This is a genomic window from Billgrantia hypersalina (genome assembly GCF_052584175.1).
In genome coordinates this window covers 70,570-87,431 of sequence record NZ_JBMIQI010000019.1, presented here as the reverse complement: position 1 = coordinate 87,431, position 16,862 = coordinate 70,570, and the positions used below count along the sequence as shown (strand labels likewise).

Annotated in this window: 17 protein-coding genes; 13 read left to right on the top strand and 4 right to left on the bottom strand. The window is 64.6% G+C overall.

What is annotated here, in order from left to right:
• Positions 1 to 52 precede the first annotated feature (52 nt).
• Genes ACOJCM_RS18640 through ACOJCM_RS18615 form a run of 6 tightly spaced genes read left to right on the top strand, consistent with a single transcriptional unit; the run spans position 53 to position 5,350 of the window.
• Complete coding sequence (locus ACOJCM_RS18640) at positions 53 to 1,033, top strand: ABC transporter permease (protein WP_445213579.1); 981 nt, start codon at positions 53 to 55, stop codon at positions 1,031 to 1,033.
• Positions 1,030 to 1,998, top strand: a complete 969-nt coding sequence (locus tag ACOJCM_RS18635; protein ID WP_445213578.1) for an ABC transporter permease — start codon at positions 1,030 to 1,032, stop codon at positions 1,996 to 1,998. The genes ACOJCM_RS18640 and ACOJCM_RS18635 overlap by 4 nt, the downstream gene beginning before the upstream one ends.
• A complete protein-coding gene (locus ACOJCM_RS18630; RefSeq protein ID WP_445213577.1) occupies positions 1,973 to 3,067 on the top strand; it encodes an ABC transporter ATP-binding protein in 1,095 nt (364 codons plus the stop codon). Before ACOJCM_RS18635 ends, ACOJCM_RS18630 begins: the two co-directional genes overlap by 26 nt.
• Positions 3,057 to 4,112, top strand: a complete 1,056-nt coding sequence (locus ACOJCM_RS18625) for an ABC transporter ATP-binding protein (RefSeq protein WP_445213576.1) — start codon at positions 3,057 to 3,059, stop codon at positions 4,110 to 4,112. Before ACOJCM_RS18630 ends, ACOJCM_RS18625 begins: the two co-directional genes overlap by 11 nt.
• Positions 4,084 to 4,887, top strand: a complete 804-nt coding sequence (locus tag ACOJCM_RS18620; protein WP_445213575.1) for a TSUP family transporter — start codon at positions 4,084 to 4,086, stop codon at positions 4,885 to 4,887. The genes ACOJCM_RS18625 and ACOJCM_RS18620 overlap by 29 nt, the downstream gene beginning before the upstream one ends.
• Positions 4,888 to 4,918: 31 nt before the next feature.
• Positions 4,919 to 5,350, top strand: coding sequence for a hypothetical protein (locus tag ACOJCM_RS18615; protein ID WP_445213574.1), 432 nt, complete (start codon positions 4,919 to 4,921; stop codon positions 5,348 to 5,350).
• Between the two features lie 3 nt (positions 5,351 to 5,353).
• Here ACOJCM_RS18615 and ACOJCM_RS18610 read toward each other — a convergent pair whose 3' ends face one another.
• The 3 genes from ACOJCM_RS18610 to ACOJCM_RS18600 form a co-directional block, all read right to left on the bottom strand.
• Positions 5,354 to 5,545, bottom strand: coding sequence for a DUF2061 domain-containing protein (locus tag ACOJCM_RS18610; protein WP_445213573.1), 192 nt, complete (start codon positions 5,543 to 5,545; stop codon positions 5,354 to 5,356).
• Positions 5,546 to 5,733: 188 nt separating this feature from the next.
• Positions 5,734 to 6,693, bottom strand: coding sequence for a LysR family transcriptional regulator (locus ACOJCM_RS18605; RefSeq protein WP_445213572.1), 960 nt, complete (start codon positions 6,691 to 6,693; stop codon positions 5,734 to 5,736).
• 147 nt (positions 6,694 to 6,840) lie between these two features.
• Positions 6,841 to 8,907, bottom strand: a complete 2,067-nt coding sequence (locus ACOJCM_RS18600; protein ID WP_445213571.1) for a TonB-dependent receptor domain-containing protein — start codon at positions 8,905 to 8,907, stop codon at positions 6,841 to 6,843.
• 338 nt (positions 8,908 to 9,245) lie between these two features.
• On the opposite strand from ACOJCM_RS18600, the gene ACOJCM_RS18595 reads away from it, so the two are divergent.
• The 5 genes from ACOJCM_RS18595 (at position 9,246) to ACOJCM_RS18575 (ending at position 14,225) form a co-directional block, all read left to right on the top strand.
• Positions 9,246 to 10,130, top strand: a complete 885-nt coding sequence (locus tag ACOJCM_RS18595; protein ID WP_445213570.1) for an ABC transporter substrate-binding protein — start codon at positions 9,246 to 9,248, stop codon at positions 10,128 to 10,130.
• Between the two features lie 173 nt (positions 10,131 to 10,303).
• Entirely contained in the window at positions 10,304 to 11,236 is a 933-nt protein-coding gene (locus ACOJCM_RS18590) for an ABC transporter substrate-binding protein (RefSeq protein WP_445213569.1), read from the top strand.
• A gap of 8 nt (positions 11,237 to 11,244) precedes the next feature.
• A complete protein-coding gene (locus ACOJCM_RS18585; protein WP_445213568.1) occupies positions 11,245 to 12,258 on the top strand; it encodes a FecCD family ABC transporter permease in 1,014 nt (337 codons plus the stop codon).
• Positions 12,259 to 12,270: 12 nt separating this feature from the next.
• Positions 12,271 to 13,425, top strand: a complete 1,155-nt coding sequence (locus tag ACOJCM_RS18580) for a FecCD family ABC transporter permease (RefSeq protein ID WP_445213567.1) — start codon at positions 12,271 to 12,273, stop codon at positions 13,423 to 13,425.
• Complete coding sequence (locus ACOJCM_RS18575) at positions 13,422 to 14,225, top strand: ABC transporter ATP-binding protein (protein ID WP_445213566.1); 804 nt, start codon at positions 13,422 to 13,424, stop codon at positions 14,223 to 14,225. The genes ACOJCM_RS18580 and ACOJCM_RS18575 overlap by 4 nt, the downstream gene beginning before the upstream one ends.
• Positions 14,226 to 14,335: 110 nt before the next feature.
• On the opposite strand, the gene ACOJCM_RS18570 is transcribed toward ACOJCM_RS18575, so the two are convergent.
• Complete coding sequence (locus ACOJCM_RS18570) at positions 14,336 to 14,854, bottom strand: Hcp family type VI secretion system effector (RefSeq protein ID WP_445213565.1); 519 nt, start codon at positions 14,852 to 14,854, stop codon at positions 14,336 to 14,338.
• A gap of 284 nt (positions 14,855 to 15,138) precedes the next feature.
• Here ACOJCM_RS18570 and dksA point away from each other — a divergent pair, with 284 nt between their 5' ends.
• Together dksA and zigA are read left to right on the top strand one after the other, a co-directional pair.
• Entirely contained in the window at positions 15,139 to 15,567 is a 429-nt protein-coding gene (dksA, locus tag ACOJCM_RS18565) for an RNA polymerase-binding protein DksA (RefSeq protein ID WP_445213564.1), read from the top strand.
• Positions 15,567 to 16,796 (top strand): zinc metallochaperone GTPase ZigA, encoded by a 1,230-nt coding sequence (zigA, locus tag ACOJCM_RS18560; protein ID WP_445213563.1) that lies wholly within the window; start codon positions 15,567 to 15,569, stop codon positions 16,794 to 16,796. The genes dksA and zigA overlap by 1 nt, the downstream gene beginning before the upstream one ends.
• Positions 16,797 to 16,862 lie beyond the last annotated feature (66 nt).

Below are 16,862 nucleotides of genomic sequence, written 5' to 3'. Positions count from 1 at the left end.
CGACCCCTGGCCGTCACAAGCGGCCGGGGGCATCGTCGTATTTGGTGATCCCATGCTAGCGTTTCTGATCCAGCGTGTACTCCAGGCCATCTTCGTGATGTTCGTGGTCGCGCTCATTTCGTTCTCGCTGTTCCACTACGTCGGCGACCCGGTGCTCAACATGCTGGGGCAGGAGGCCACCGCGGCCGATCGCGCCGCCCTGCGCGCCCAATTGGGCCTCGACCAGCCGGTGGTGGTGCAGTTCTGGAAATTCATCGTCAATGCCGCACAGTTCGAGTTCGGCATCTCCTATCGTTCGGCGCGTCCCGTGACCGACCTGATTCTCGAGCGGCTGCCAGCCACCCTGGAGCTGGCTACCATCTCGGCGATCTTCGCCGTGGTCATGGGGATCGTGCTGGGCATCTACACCGCGCTGCGCCGGCGCAGCTGGCTGGCCAACTTCATCATGACCGCCTCGCTGATCGGCGTGTCGCTGCCCACCTTCCTGATCGGTGTGCTGTTGATCTATATCTTCGCCGTGGAGCTGGGCGTGCTGCCGGCCTTCGGTCGCGGCGAGACGGTGCGGCTCGGGGACTGGTGGACCACCGGCCTGTTGACGGCGAGCGGCCTGCGTTCGCTGATTCTACCGTCGATCACCCTGGGGCTGTTCCAGCTCACCCTGATCATGCGCCTGGTGCGTGCCGAGATGCTCGAGGTGTTGAGCACCGACTACATCAAGTTTGCCCGGGCGCGGGGGTTGTCGAAGCGGGTGGTTCATCTTCGTCATGCGCTCAAGAACACCATGATCCCGGTCATCACCATCATCGGCCTGCAGCTCGGCACCATCATCGCCTTCGCCATCATCACCGAGACGGTGTTCCAGTGGCCGGGTGTGGGTGCGCTGTTCATCACCGCGGTGCGCTTCGTCGACGTGCCGGTGATGGCCGCCTATCTGATGATGATCGCGCTGGTGTTCGTGGTCATCAACCTGGTGGTGGATCTGCTCTACTACGCCGTCGACCCGCGGCTGCGCGCTCAGGGAGGTGGTAAATGAGCCAGGACATCCAGACCCGTGACGATGCGGCGCGCGTCGTGCCGCCCAAGCCGAGCAAGTGGCGCACCTTCCTCGAAAGCGACGTGGTCTACTCGTGGAAGCGCCAGCCGGTGGTGATACTTGCCACCCTGGTGACGCTGGTCATGTTCGCGGCGGCGCTGTTCGCGCCCTGGATCGCGCCGCAGAATCCGTTCGACCCGCGCGAGCTGGAGCTGATCGACGCCTTTGCGCCGCCGCTGACCACGTCGGACTTTACCGGCAACTTCTACCTGCTGGGTAGCGACAGCCAGGGGCGCGACGTCTTCTCGGCGATTCTCTACGGCTCGCGTATCTCGCTGCTGGTGGGCTTCGCCGCGGTGATCTTCGCCCTGGTGTTGGGCACCGCCCTGGGGCTCTTGGCGGGCTTCCGCGGCGGCTGGCGCGACGCACTGATCATGCGGATCGCCGACGTGCAGCTCACCTTCCCGTCGATCCTCATGGCGCTGCTGATCTTCGGCGTGATCCGCGGCTTCCTGCCGCGCTCGATGCATGCCGAGGTGGCCATCATCGTGCTGATCATCGCCATCGGGCTTTCCGATTGGGTGCAGTATGCCCGTGCCGTACGCGGTGCCACCATGGTGGAGAAGAGCAAGGAGTACGTGCAGGCGGCGCGGGTCATCGGCCTGCCGGCGCGCAAGATCCTGTTCCAGCATATCCTGCCCAATGTGCTGCGTCCGGTGCTGGTAATCGGCACCATCGGCCTGGCCCTGGCGATCATCGCCGAGGCCACGCTGTCGTTCCTGGGGGTCGGTATGCCGGCCACCCAGCCGAGCCTGGGCACCCTTATCCGGGTGGGCCAGGACTACATGTTCTCGGGAGAGTGGTGGATCCTGCTCTTCCCCGGGGTGGCGCTGCTGCTGCTGGCGCTCTCCGTCAATCTGCTGGGAGACTGGTTGCGTGATGTCCTCAACCCCAAGCTCCGTTAACAAGGGTTCCGTAAGCCCAGGCGTCAGCCAGGCTGCTGATGCCGCGGCGCAGGAGCCGGTGCTCTCGGTGCGCCATCTGCGGGTGGAATTTCCCACCCGCCACGGCACCCTCGTGGCGCTGGACGACGTCTCCTTCGATATCGCCCCCGGCGAGGTGCTGGGCGTGGTGGGCGAGTCCGGCGCCGGCAAGTCGATGACCGGCAACGCCGTGATTCGGCTGCTGGAGCCGCCCGGGCGCATTGCGGAAGGTGAAGTCCGTCTCTCGGGCAGGCGCATCGACGACCTGCCCGAAGACGAGTTCGTGCCGCTGCGTGGCCGTCATATCGGCATGATCTTCCAGGACCCGCTGACCAGCCTCAACCCGCTGTTCTCGGTGGGGGATCAGCTGATCGAGACGATCCGCGCCCACCTGCCGATGGGCGAGCGCGAGGCCCGCGAGGAAGCGCTCAAGCTGCTGCGTGAGGTGGGCATACCCGCCCCCGAGAACCGGCTTGACAGTTACCCGCACCAGTTCTCCGGCGGCATGCGCCAGCGCGTGGTGATCGCCCTGGCCCTGGCGGCGCGGCCCGAGTTCATCATTGCCGACGAGCCCACCACGGCGCTCGATGTTTCGGTACAGGCGCAGATACTTGCCCTGCTCAAGCGGCTCTGCGCCGACCATGGCACCGCGGTGATGCTGGTGACCCACGACATGGGCGTCATCGCCGAGACGGCCGATCGGGTGGCCGTGATGTATGCCGGTAGATTGATCGAGATCGGTCCTGTCGACGAGGTGGTGCGCCATCCGCAGCACCCCTACACCAAGGGCCTGATGGCATCGATCCCGAGCATCGAGAAGCGCCTCGAGCGGCTCTACCAGATCGAGGGCTCCATGCCGCGGCTGGCGGCGATTCCCGCAGGCTGTGCCTTCAACCCGCGCTGCCCCCACGCCCAGGAGCGTTGCCGTGCCGAACGGCCTGACCTGATGCCGGCGGGTGGCAGCCTGGCCGCCTGCTGGCTGCACGACCCGGTGGATCCGCTACCGCCGCGTCGAGACAACGAAGGAGAGGAGGTGCTCCATGTGCGCTGAAACGGCTGTGAAATCGACAGGCCCGGCCACGGCGGCGCAGGGCGACATCCTGCTGGAAGCGCATGACCTGGCGCGCTACTTCGATGTCTCCAAGCCGTGGCTCAACCGGGTGATCGAGCGCAGCGAGCGACTCACACTCAAGGCGGTGGATGGCGTGGGCTTCTCCATTCGCCGCGGCGAGACGCTCTCGCTGGTAGGCGAATCCGGCTGCGGCAAGTCCACGGTGGCGAGGCTGGTGGTGGGGCTCTACGGCCTCACCCGCGGCAAGCTGGTGTTCGACGGCGAGGACATCAGCGACCTGGTGAGCCGCACCGGGCGACAGGCCGCCAACGTGCGCAAGCGCTTCCAGATGATCTTCCAGGACCCTTACGCCAGCCTCAATCCGCTATGGCGGGTGGGTACCATCATCGGCGAGCCGCTGCGCTTCTTCCGCCCCGAGATGAGCGCAACCGACCGTAGGCGACGTGTAGGCGAGCTGCTCGAGCAGGTGGGCATGTCGGCCATGGACGCCAACCGCTACCCGCACGAGTTCTCCGGCGGCCAGCGTCAGCGCATCTCGATCGCGCGGGCGCTGGCTAACGAGCCGGAATTCATGATCTGCGACGAGCCGACCTCGGCGCTGGACGTCTCGGTGCAGGCGCAGATTCTCAACCTGATGAGCGACCTGCAGGACGAGTACGAGCTGACGTACCTGTTCATCAGCCACGACATGGCCGTGGTCAAGCACATGTCGGACCGCATCGCCGTGATGTACCTGGGTCGGATTGCCGAGATCGCCCCGGCCGAGCAGCTCTTCGAGAATCCGCATCATCCGTACTCGAAGATGCTGCTCGATGCGGTGCCGTCACTGGAGGGCGTGGGCAAGGAGCGCACCACGATCCAGGGCGAGGTACCAAATCCGGTGCATCCACCTTCGGGCTGCGCCTTCCACCCGCGCTGCCCGCATGCCAACGACCGCTGCAAGGCCGAAGTGCCGCGGTTGATCGCTCGCCACGACGGCAGCGAGGTGGCGTGCCATGGCGTCGATGAGGGCAGGCTGCCGTGAGGCGCCTGGCCTGATGCTGGAGCTGCTTTCACCGCTGCCCGCCGCGATCAACCTGAGCCTGGTGCTGCTTTCGGCCCTGACCTCGGCGCTCTCCGCGGCGGCCGGCATCGGTGGGGGCACGCTGCTGATCATCGCCATGGCCCAGGTCATGCCGGCCACGGCGCTGATTCCCGTGCACGGCATGGTGCAGCTCGGCTCCAACGGGGGGCGGGCGGCGATGACGTGGCGCCATATCCGCCGCGACATTGTTGTGGCCTTCCTCCCCGGGGTCGTCGTGGGTGCCGTAGTGGCGGCCTGGTTGCTGATCCGCCTGCCGTCGGGTGTGCTCGAGCTGTGCATCGCCGCCTTCGTGCTCTACTCCTGCTGGGGACCCGGGCTGCCCCAGCGGGCGGTGGGCCGCACCGGTACCGTCATCGCCGGTGCCGCCACGACCCTGCTCTCCAGCCTGGTGGGCGCCAGCGGCCCGATGGTGGCCTCGTTCGTCAAGCTGGGGATTCGCGAGCGACTGCCGCGGGTGGCCACCTTCGCTACCTGCATGACGCTGCAGCACCTGACCAAGGCGTTCATCTTCGGCTTCGCCGGCTTCGTCTTTCGCGACTGGCTGGGGCTGATGCTGATGATGGTGGCGGCGGGTTTCGTGGGCACCTGGTTGGGGCTGCGCCTGTTGAATCGGGTGACCGACCGTCGCTTCGACTTCTTCTTCAAGTGGACGCTGACCCTGCTGGCGCTGCGGCTGATCTGGCTGGGCGCGGAGCGCCTGTTGGGGTTAGGCTGAGAGGAGCCGGCCAATAGGAAAGGAGTCTGACATGAACCGCGTGGTGCCCTCCCTGTCTTTGCTTCTCTTGCTGCTACTGCTGACTGGCTGTGCGAGCACGGGCGACCCGCTGCACAGCGCGACCGAACTGGAGCCAGGCCGACGACACGAGGTACTGACGGCAGGGCATCGTCACTTCACCTTCACCCTGGCGGAGCCTGCCAATGTAGTGATCGAGAGTCAGACTTTTCCCGGTGAGGGAGGCATGATCTCGCCGGCTGGCCAACTGCTCGATGCCGAGGGCCGGCTGGTGGCACGCGACTGGACCAGTGGCCAGCACAGCAACTTCAGGATCGAGCGTCGCCTGGACGCTGGCACCTGGTATCTGCGAGTTACCACGCCGCATGCGAATCTCGCCTCCTTCGGCTCCATGGAGCAGGACTATCGCTACTCGGTACTGTTGAGAGTCGACAGGAATCCCTGATCGTCAGCTCGGCAGGGCTGCACGCTGGCGATCGACGTAGCCCCACGCCTTCTCGTGAAGGAAGTAGGCGACGGTGTTAACGGCAGGTTCGATCAGCGCGATCATGCCGCCAAGCACCCAGCTACCGGTCAATAGGTAGGTCACGCCAAAGGCCACGCAGAAGTGCACGATGGCAAAGGTCATTGTCTTCTTCATGGCGTCGGCTCCGCGTTTTTGCATCATTGCCGCAGGATAAGCGCGACGCGACGATAGCGTAAGCGAATATTTCGGATGGATTCGATAGCGATGGGCAATCATACGCTGCGCTAGCAAACCGGCAATCCAGGCGGGGCCGGGGCGAAAGGCAACATATGTCGTTGCTCTCGCTGAAGGCTGGCTGCGGGCTATGCATGGTGCGCTACGGTACGGCGAGACTCGCCGCGTGTGGGGTTCGGGCTCTTCGGGTTCGCAAGCCACTCCTGGGGCGTTTCCTGGCGCAGAAAGGCGAGCAGAGCGTTCAAGCGGCGTGGGCGGGAACCATAGGGATACAGCAGCGTCACCGGCTCCGGCGGCACACCCCACTCCGGCAGGCAGCGTACCAGCGAACCAGGATGGGCGCGCTCGCGAGCGGCCACCATCCAGTCGGGCATGATGCCCAGCCCGTGTCCGTGGGCGATGGCATCGCCATGCAGGGTGTGCTGGTCGACACGAAAGCGCGACTCCGGCGGCTGAAAGCGGTACTCGCCCTTCTGGGAATGGGTGAGTGTCAGCCCCTGCTCGGTTTCGCCAAGCAGGTCGATCCAGGCGTGCTGGGCCAATTCCCGAGGATGTCGAGGATAGCCGTGGCGGTCCAGATAGTCGGGATGACCGTACAGGCCGCGGTCGAGCCAGCCCAGGATTTCCTGGCATAGATCACTGCCCGAAACCTCTCCCAGCCAGAGCGTCACAGACTGGCTTTCTGCCGACAGGGGCGGTGTCGTGCAGGTCTGCAATGTCAGGCGAACGTTGGAATGCCGATCCATGAACCCGGCCAACCGCGGGGCGAGCCAACTGCGTGCCAGGGCGTTGTGCGTGGCGACCTGCACTTCCCCGCTGACTTCCTCGCTCAGTTCCTCGAGGGCTTGCCGGCTCTTCTCGGCGAGTTCGAGCATCTGGCGGCAGTAAGCATGGAACATCTGTCCGGCTTCGGTCGGCAGCAGCCGGTTGGATTGTCGGCGCAGCAGGGGCTGGCCCACCTGGCGTTCGAGCTGGGAAATTCGACGGCTCAGCGTCGATTTGGCCAAACCCAGTTTGCGGGCACCGAGTGTCAGGCTGCCCAGGGTCATGACGGCATCGAAAGCAGCCAGTTCGTCGAAGTCGTGCATGATGGCACCGTGAAAGAAGGGTTCGAGCATTGTGCCAGCAAGCGGATCAAATGAAAATCATTGCTCTTTGCCGGGAGGCGTCGAATAAAAAAGCCCCGGCCAGGTCGGGGCGAAGCATCGAAACAGGGGCAATGCTCTGGCTCGCCTTCAGAAGTCGACGGTCAGCCCCAGGTTGACCTGACGGCCATCCAGTACCACGCCGTATTCGTCGTTGGTGATCTCCTTATCGGCAATGTTGTAGAGGCCGGCTTTTACCCGGGCCCTGTCGTTCAGGGCATAGACCAGCCCGGCGTCGATCAGGCCGTAGCCTGGCGTGCCGTCCTCCATGGCGGTGCGGCTGAGAAAGTCGCTGGTTTGGCTGCGGTAGTTACCCTGCAGCCAAAGGTTCAGGCGTTCGGTGGTCTGCCAGTCGAACGCCAGGTTGACCATGTGCTCGGGAATCTTGTTGAGCGGTTCGCCCTCGAACTCGCCGGTCTTCTGCTCGGAGTCGGTAAAGGTATAGCTGGAGCTGAGCCGCACCGTCGGGGTGATGTCATAATCGAGGGTCAGCTCCACCCCTTGCATCTCGGCTTCGTCGATGTTCGTCCGGGTACGGATGAACAGGTAATCGTTGCCTGCATAAGGACATTGCCAGGTGGACGGGTCGTTGGGATTCCCGCCCGGTTCGCACAAGGGCTCTTCGGCAATCTTGTCGTCGAACTGGGTATGGAAGAGCGTGGCGCTGGCGGTGACGTCACGCGCGGCGCTGTTGAATACCAGGCCCAGCTCGTAGTTGGTGCTGGTTTCCGGATCCAGCCCCTCGTTGCCGACGATCAAGGCTCGCGGATGCGGCGCTGGCGAGTTGGGCCCTCCCGTACCGCGACCGAAGCCTTCACTGGCATCCGACAGGCTGGGCTGCTTGTAGCCGGTAGAGACACCGCCTTTCAAAGTCCACTGCGGGTCGAGGTGGTAGTTGGCATATACGCGCGGCGAGAGATGGCCGCCGAACAGCTCGTCGTCGTCGTAGCGCACGCCTGTGGTGAGATTGAGCCTGTCGGTGACGTGCCACTCCACTTCGGCGAAGACGGCGCCCAGCCAGCGATCGACGCTACGTTCGGCTCCCGGTACGCCTGCGGTCCACAAGCCATTGGTCTCGTCGACCAGTTCTTCCTGCTTGTATTGCCCGCCGAAGGTGAGCACGTGGTTGCCCCAGAAGTAGGTGGCCTGAGTGTTGTAGGTGGTCATTTCCTCTTGCTTTTCATCTGCCTGGACGCGCTCGGAAATGTCCTGCTGAACGTAGCTGTCCACGATCAGGCTGCCGTACGTCCCTCGATGGGCCAGGGTATAGGTGTCCTTGTCGTAGCGTGTCGTGCTCGAGACGGCGGGATTGCCTCGGGCGTCGACCAGCGGAATGCTCACGCCGGGGTTGTGGGTGTATTCCTTCGTGGACGAGGTGTAGCCGAGGGTAAATTCGTTTTCCTCGTTGGGAGTGAGATAAAGCTTCACGCCCCCCTGGCGGGTTTCGCTGTCCGGGGTGCTTTCCGCATTGTCGTCCCCACCCATGTAGTCGCTCTCTTCCTGGCCGATCCAGCTGCCGTGTACCTGGAGTCCCAGCAGGCCTTGAATGAGAGGGCCGCTGGTCGCGAAGCTGACCTGCTGGCCGTCATTGTTGATGTCGTTCAGCGAGTGGGTGTATTCGGTTGTCACCGAGCCCGACCACTCGCCGGTCGCCTTCTTGGTAATGATATTGACGACCCCGCCCATGGCGCTCGAGCCGTAGAGGGACGACATCGGCCCACGGATCACTTCGACGCGCTCGATCATGGAAATCGGGGGTAGTCCGATCTGCTTGCCGCCATCGGTGCCGTTGGTATTGACCGAACGACCCGCGGAGATGGGGCGGCCATCGACCAGATAGAGCGTGTAGCTGTCATCCATCCCGCGGATGCTGATGTCCTGCGAGTCGCCCCCCCCGGTGACATAAACCCCGGGGATGTTATCCATGGCATCGACAATGCTGGAGTAGGAGCGCTTGTTCAGTTCCTCCCCACTGATCACCGAGATGCTCGCAGGGGCATCGGATAGCACCTGCTCATAGCCCGCGGCCGTGACCACGACCGTTTCCAGTTGGTTCGAATCCTGCGCCAGCGCACCGGCACTGGCGCAGGCCGCGGCGACGCCCAGCGCCCGTGACAGTGCGGTGCGCATGAACGGCAGGGTGGGAGAGGTATGCATGGTCCTTGACTCCTTGCTGAAAAGCCCGGGCACACTGGCCCATGTGTCGATAGGAGGGCTTGATGTCGAGGCGATGCGTCACGCTGGAGGGCCGGCGCGGTATCGCTCTTTTCGTAAAAACGTTGTTCCCTTTGAATAAATGATAAAGATTTGCATTTTCTTTGTGAATTATGATTTCTGGAATGATGCGTTGCTGAATCTGCAACGTTTCAGCTCAAGGAGGCGCCAGCCCCCGCGAGCGTTTCGAAACATGGAACTTATCGTTGCGACAGGCGTAGCGGGGAGCGTGGTAGATTCGCCGTTTATTGTGATTGATTCTCATTAGTTTTGGGGGCGAGATGAACAGTTACAAAGGGTGGGTGACGGCACTGTCCATGGCCATGCTGGCTTTGCCGCTGTCGACACAAGCGGACGAAGCCGCGGCCGGTGGCAAACCATTCGTGGTCAGCTTCGATTGGGGGAGCGCGGATACGCTGGAAGCGCTGGGCCTGGAGGAATATCTCGTCGGTTTGCCGCACCAGGCTGCCCCGTCCTACGTGGCCCATCTGCTGAACGACCGGCCGGACGTGGGTAGCCTCAAGGAGCCGAACGCCGAGGCGATGGCAGAAATCGCGCCGGACCTGATCCTGGTCACCGGGCGACAGGGCGTGGCCGGCCTGGCACTCGCCGAGATCGGCGAGGTCATGGATGTCACCTTGAGCGAGGGGGCTTTCTTCGAAGCCTTCGGCGACAAGGTGCGACGACTTGCCAGGCGATACGATGCCGAGACCCAAGCCGAGGCAGCCCTCGATGAGCTCGGTGCCGACATCGAGGCAGCGCGCGAAGTGCTGCCCGCCAATGCCAAGGTGGTGGTGGTGACTCATAACGACGGCAACTACGCCCTGCGCCAGGAGCCGGTCGTGAGCGAGCTGCTCCGGTTGGAAACGCCGGCCGTGCCGGATGACGTGGATGCCACCGAACGGGGCGGACGCACCTTCGTGCCGATGACGCCTGACACCATGGTGCGCATGAGCCCGGACGCCGTGCTGGTGGTCGGCCGCAGCGCGGCCATCGGCCAGGCGCCGCTGAACCTCGCCGAGCTCAAGGAGGCGCTTGCCGCCGAGGGCGGTGCCGACATCGTCGTCGAATCGCTGTCGCCCGGGCTCTGGTATCTCTCAGGCGCCGGGCTTCGAAGCGTGCGAGCCCAGGTGGAAGAGGTGGTGGCGGCACTCGGCAACCCTTGAGCGCCCCTTGGCGATGTCTCGCCAGGAGGGTGGCGCCGGGTCTGGCGAGGTTGCGAGTTGTCGAACGAGACGTTGCGAACAGGGAGGGTGCTGCAATCGTCTCTGATATTCATTATCATTCATTAGTTCGGCACTGCGATTAACGGTGGTGCCCGCTCGGTCCAGGAGAGCCCATGTTCCTGCTTGTTTCCCAATCCTTTCGCCAGCTTGGCATCGGCCTGGCGGCGCTGCTCGCCTTAACGGCCATACCGGCCCAGGCGGCCACCGTGGCGACCGCCTTTGGCGACGTGGAAGTGCCCAGTGCCCCTGAGCGCGTCGTAAGTCTTCACGAAGGCGCCCTCGATACCGCCCTGGCTGTCGGCGTCACGCCTCTTGGCGCCGTGACCACCCGTGGCGGTGACGGTGTGGCCCGCTATATCGAGGCCCATCTTGGCGACCAACGCCCCGCCATTGTCGGTGTGGTGCGCGAGATCAACCTCGAGGCCGTGCTGGCACTCGAGCCGGACCTGATCCTGGCGCCGCCGCAGCTGCCCGAGGCCCAGTATCGGCTGCTCTCGCGCATCGCCCCGACCGTGGTGCCGCTGACCGAGGGGCTACAGCCCGAGGCCTGGCGTGACGAGACGCGCCTCTTTGCCCAGGCGCTGGGCCGCCAGAAGGAGGGAGAAGCCGCTTTGGAAGCGGTGGATTCCCGCGCCGCCGAACTGGCCGAGCAACTCGACGACGAGGCCCCCACTGCGGTGCTGGTGCGCTGGATGCCGCAAGGGCCGATGGTCATGTCCGAGCAGCTGTTCGTTTCGGGATTGCTGCGTGCCGCCGGCGTGGCGGTTCACGATGCCGGCCTGGTACGTGAGGGCAAGCCCCATAGCGATACCCTCAGCCTCGAGAATCTTTCCCGTCTCGAAGCCGACTGGATGTTCCTGGCGACTCTCAACGAAGAGGGGCGCGAAGCGCTGGAGGCCGCCAAGGCATCGCCCGCCTTTGCCCGGCTTGACGTTGTGGCTCGCGACCGGGTGGTGCCCGTCGATGGCCAGCTGTGGACAAGCGCCAGCGGTCCGCTGGCCGCCCAGGCCATTCTCGACGAGCTCGGCGCCGCGTTGTCGCCCTGATGGAGGCGATGGCTCATTCGGGCACTTCCCCGGCCCGCCACCTCACCACGAGGCTGGCGGGCCTGCTGCTGTTACTGTTACTGGTCTGCGTGGCCAGCCTGCTGCTGGGTGCCGGCGACGTCGGCCCCACTCGGGCATGGGCCGTTTTAATGGGGCAGGGAGACGCGGAGGCCAGGTTCGTTCTCGGTTCGCTGCGCTTGCCCCGCACCTTGGTCGGGCTGGTCGTGGGCGCTGCACTGGGCGTGGCGGGAGCCTTGCTGCAGGCCGTGACGCGCAACCCACTGGCCGAGCCGGGGCTGCTCGGCGTCAGCGCCGGTGCCGCTTTCGCCGTTGCGCTGGCGCTGGTGCTGGGCGCCACGGCCACCACGCTGCGCGTCGGCGTGGCGCAACTCGGCGCCATGGCGGGCTGTCTCTGCGTGCTCGGAGTGGCCCGGGTGAGCGGCGCAGGCAACGATCCGGTTCGCCTGGTGTTGGCAGGTGCGGCGCTCACAGGGTTGCTGCTCTCGCTCACGTCGCTGCTGCTGCTGTTCGATCAACGCGCCGCCGACGAGATCCGCTTCTGGGTCGTCGGCAGCCTGGCCGGGCGCCGCCTCGAGCATCTCGTCGCCATCCTGCCCAGCCTGTTGCTGGCTGCCGGGTTGATTCTGGCCGTGGCGCGTCCCTTGGCCGCGCTGGCGCTGGGCGAACGTGTCGCCAGCGGCCTGGGGCATCGCCCGAGCCTGATCCGGCTGCTGGTGATTGTTGTCGTGGCCCTGCTGGTGGGCGCCGCTACCGCCACCGCTGGCCCTATCGCCTTCGTCGGGCTGGTGGTTCCGTTTGCGGCTCGCGCGCTGGCCGGCCCCGACATACGCCGCACCCTGTGGCTATGTCTGCCGCTGGGTCCGCTGATGGTGATCGGTGCCGACATCGTGTCGCGCCTGGTGGTGGCACCCTCGGAGCTGCCTTTGGGGGTGCTCACGGCGCTGTGTGGCGCACCGGTGCTGGTCGCGGTGGTGCGGTCCCGCCGCATGCCGACCCTATAGGCGCATGAAACCATGAAGGAAGGAAGAGTCGCCATGCGCTGCGATACGCCAGTCGAAAGCCAGGCCCGGCAGCGGCGCGCTGACGCAGCGTGCGGCGGGGCTTCGGCCGTGACCGCGCCCGAGGGACATTGGCGCCTGGCCTGGCGCACCTCGGGCCACAGCGAGCCGTACAGCCTGTTGATCGATCGGCGTGGCCTCGCGGCCGCGTCGATTCTCCTGATCGGCCTGGTGGCGGCATCGCTTGCCTATCTGGCCCTGGGCAGCAGCATCCTGCCGCTCCAGGCGGTACTGCCGGCCCTGGTGGGGCGTGGTGACCCGATAGGCGTTTTCCTGGTGCAGGAACTGCGCCTGCCGCGCCTGGCCGCTGCCTGGCTGACCGGTGCCGCCTTCGGATCGGCGGGCTGCCTGATGCAGACCCTGGCCCGCAACCGCCTGGCCACGCCCGGGATCATTGGCATCGACAACGGTGCGACGGCCTTCGCCGTGGCCTCGGTGATCGGCTTGGGCGTCTCCCTGGCGCCGCCCGCCATGGCCCTGGTGGGGGCCGCTACCGCCGCCGCGCTGACCTTCGGCTTGGCCGCCGGTGGCGGCACCCGCGGCTACCGCTTCATCGTTGCCGGTATCGGAGTGGGGGCGGTGTTCGGCGCCGTTACCCAGCTGTTGCTGGCCAAGGTGCACATCGACACGGCCAACGCCGCCTATCCCTGGACCGTAGGTTCCCTCAACGCCCGACCGGCCGATGCCGTATGGCTGCTGGCCATCGGCTTGATGTTCGGCCTCGCCGCGGCCCTCTGGCTGGCCCGCTCGCTTTCCCTGATGCGCTTCTCCGACGCCGTGGCCACCACGCTTGGGGAGCGCGTGTTACGCAGACGCTGGCAGGTGCTGATGCTTTCGGTACTGCTGACCGGCTTGGCGGTGGCCGTGGCCGGCCCGGTGGGGCTGGTGGGCCTGATTGGCCCCGAGATCGCTCGCTCCCTCTCCTCGCCGCGGAGCGTGCCGGTCGTCGCTTCGGCACTGGCAGGCGCGCTGGTCATGGTGCTGGCCGATCTGGCGGGAAGGGTACTGCTCGCTCCCATCGAGATTCCGGTGGGCATCGTCACCGCCGTGGTGGGCGGCCCCTGGCTGCTGTGGATACTCCTGCGACCGGCTTCAAGGAACCTGGCATGACCCGACACGAACTCGCCACTCGCGGCCTGACGCTGTGCCATGGCCGCGCGACCGTCATCGACCGCCTGGCATTCACCTTGCCGGCGGGTCAGGTCACGGCCATCGTCGGCCCCAATGGCTGCGGAAAGTCCACGCTATTGGCGGGACTCTCGCGGCTGCATGCGCCCAGCCAGGGCTCGGTATTGCTGGATGGCCAGGACATCCAGCGGCTACCCGCGCGCGAGCTGGCGCGTCGCCTGGCGCTGCTGCCGCAGGAGGCCATTGCCCCGGAAGGGCTTACCGTAGCCGAGCTGGTGCGTTTCGGCCGCCAGCCGCACCAGGGCTGGATACGCCAGTGGTCGGCGGAGGATCAGCGGGTGGTGCGCGAGGCGCTCGCGGCGGCCGACGTGATGGAACTGGCGGAACGGCCGCTCGACACCCTTTCGGGCGGGCAGCGCCAGCGTGCCTGGATTGCCATGACCATTGCCCAGCAAACGCCGCTGTTGCTGCTCGACGAACCTACCTCGGCCCTGGACCTGGGCCACCAGATCGAAGTCTTCGAACTCGTGCGAAGGCTCGCCGCCAGCGGTCGCACCGTCGTACTGGTGCTCCATGATCTGGCCAGCGCCTGTCGCTACGCCGATCACTTGCTGGCGCTACGCAGCGGCCAACTCGTCGCCGCCGGTCCGCCCAGCGAGGTCGTCACCACCGACCTGGTGCGCCAGCTTTACGGTATCGACTGTACGTTGATCACCGACCCTGATACGGGCAGCTTGTTGCTGGCCAACGTAAGACGGGCCGTAAAGCGCACCGAGGCCTGACAGGTCATCAGGACGAGACGACATTGGCCTGACGCAAAACGCCAGCGCTCCGCATCGAGCGCTGGCGTCTTCGTTTCAATCCCTGTCCCGCAGCGGGCGGGGCGAGCCGATCAGGACTCGAGCGGGGCGCGCCAATCGTCGGAACCGGAGGTGCCGGCGACGGTGTGCTCCCAGTCGATCTTGCGGTAGGCCAGGGAGACGTCCATCAGCTGCGTGAACTCGGCCTTGGTGGAATCCTGGGCATGCGGCATGCGCAGGTTGATGTCGACGATGGTGGCGTCGGTCAGGGTGGTGGTGAAGAAGTGCTCCTGCTTGCCCTCGACGGAAGTGCGGTACCACTTAAGTTCGACGTTGGGCAGCATTTCGCCGGAGGCCAGGGCGTTGTACATCAGCGGCACGGCCTTGTTCAGGGCCACGGTGAAAACGAACGGCTTGTGGGCGCGCTGGCCGGAGGGCTGACCGGACTGCGGGTCGGTGGGCACGGTCACGACGTGCTTGAACTCCTGGACCAGCATCTCGTCCTCGTGGCCTTCCACGTAGATGTTACCCACGGAATCCGGGGTGAAGGCACCCGCGGTGATGTTGCCCTGGGTCTGGCCTTCGATGCTGATATAGCAGGGAGTCGGCATGGTCTGCTCCTTGACGATGTGAATGGTATGTCCGATGGACGTTTCGCCAAAAGCATAGTTTGTGCCATTTCCTGAAAAAGAGATTTAAAACAATTTCCTAATCGTATCGTGTCTTGAGGTCCTAACAACTCTTAGGCAACTTTTTGCCTAAAGAAGCAAGAAGTTGCCCAGCCTGGGCAAAAAGTTGCCTGGCAACATAATCGGTCCGTTAGGTCCGTAAACAGAGAGGGTTGCGCATCATCTTGTTTGTTATGTTATAACATATTTTTTCGGGAGAAATTCTCATGAATGTCGATCCTGAGGTGAAGCAGCTCCTGGCAATGCCGGAGGAAGCGTACATGAACGCCGCCCAGCTCGATTACTTCCGGTGTCGGCTCCTGGCCGAAAAGTCCGAGGTGGAAGGACATCTGGAAGAGGTTCGCAAGGCCATTGCCGATAATGAGCGCAGCGGCGACGAGCTCGATCGCGCTGCGGTAGAGGAGGAGCTGCGCTTGTTGTTGCGACAGGCCGACCGCGAGACGCGACTGTTGGACAAGATCCGTCGGGCGCTGCGACGTATCGAGGAAGGCGACTATGGCTACTGCGCCGAGACCAGCCAGCCCATTGGCGTACCCCGCCTGTTGCTGCGGCCTACGGCTGAGCTGTGCCTGGAAGCTAAGGAGCGACAGGAGAAGCGCGAACTTCATTTCAGCAAATCGCGAGGAGACCAGTGATGAGCCAAGCCCTATTGCCCGTTACCGTCCTTTCCGGCTTTCTCGGCGCCGGTAAGACCACCCTGCTCAACCATATCCTGGCCAACCGGGAAAACCGCCGCGTGGCGGTGATCGTCAACGACATGAGCGAAGTAAACATCGATGCCGCTTTGGTGCGCGGCGGTCCAGGCATCGAGGAGGGTGAGGTGGCTTTCAACCGGGCGAAGGAACGCCTGGTAGAGATGAGCAACGGCTGTATCTGCTGCACTTTGCGCGAAGACCTACTGGTGGAAGTGAGCCGGCTGGCCCGGGAAGGACGCTTCGATTACCTGGTGATTGAATCCACCGGCATCTCCGAGCCGCTCCCCGTAGCGGAAACTTTTACCTTCGAGGATGAGGAGGGAAAGAGTCTCTCCAGCGTTGCTCGGTTGGACACCTTGGTCACGGTGGTCGATGGGGCAAATTTCCTCGAGGCGTACCACGAGGCGAAATCACTGGCCGAAGCCGGCGAGAGCCTCGACGAGGATGATCTGCGCAATGTGGCCGATCTGCTGGTCGACCAGATCGAGTTTTGCGACGTGCTTCTAATCAGCAAGACCGACCTGATCGACGAGGCGCAATTGGCCGAGGTGAAAGCCGTGCTGCGTACGCTCAATCCTGATGCTGAACTGATTGCGATGGCCCATGGCCAGGTGCCGCTCGACAAGGTGCTGAACACCGGCCTCTTCAGCTTCGAGAAAGCCCGATTCGCTCCCGGTTGGCTCAAGGAGCTGCGTGGCGAGCACGTGCCCGAAACCCAGGAGTACGGTATTACAAGCTTCGTCTACCGTGCCAGGCGCCCCTTCCATCCCCAGAAGTTTCATGAGCTGTTGCACGGAGACTGGTTCGGCGGCAAGCTGCTGCGCTCGAAGGGGTTCTTCTGGCTGGCAACACGGCCGGAGTTCGCCGGACAGTGGAGTCAGGCGGGTGGCATCGCCCACTATGGCTTCGCCGGTATGTTCTGGAAGGCAGTGGACGAGTCGCGCTGGCCCAGTGATCCGGAGAGCCGCGGCTATATCATGGAGCAGTGGGAGGAGCCGTTCGGCGATATGCGCCAAGAGCTGGTCTTCATCGGGCAGGATCTCGACGAGGCCAGGATTCGCCAGGCACTGGATGAATGTCTCCTGGGCGATGCCGAGATAGCGAATGGCCATCAGGCATGGGCCGGCTTGCCTGACCCCTTTCCTGCCTGGGAGTTTCCCGGCCAGTAAAGGGAGCCTGGCGCTGCACTTGGAAGGCTTAATAAACCAAAGTCGAATGGAAGCAGCCGGTATATA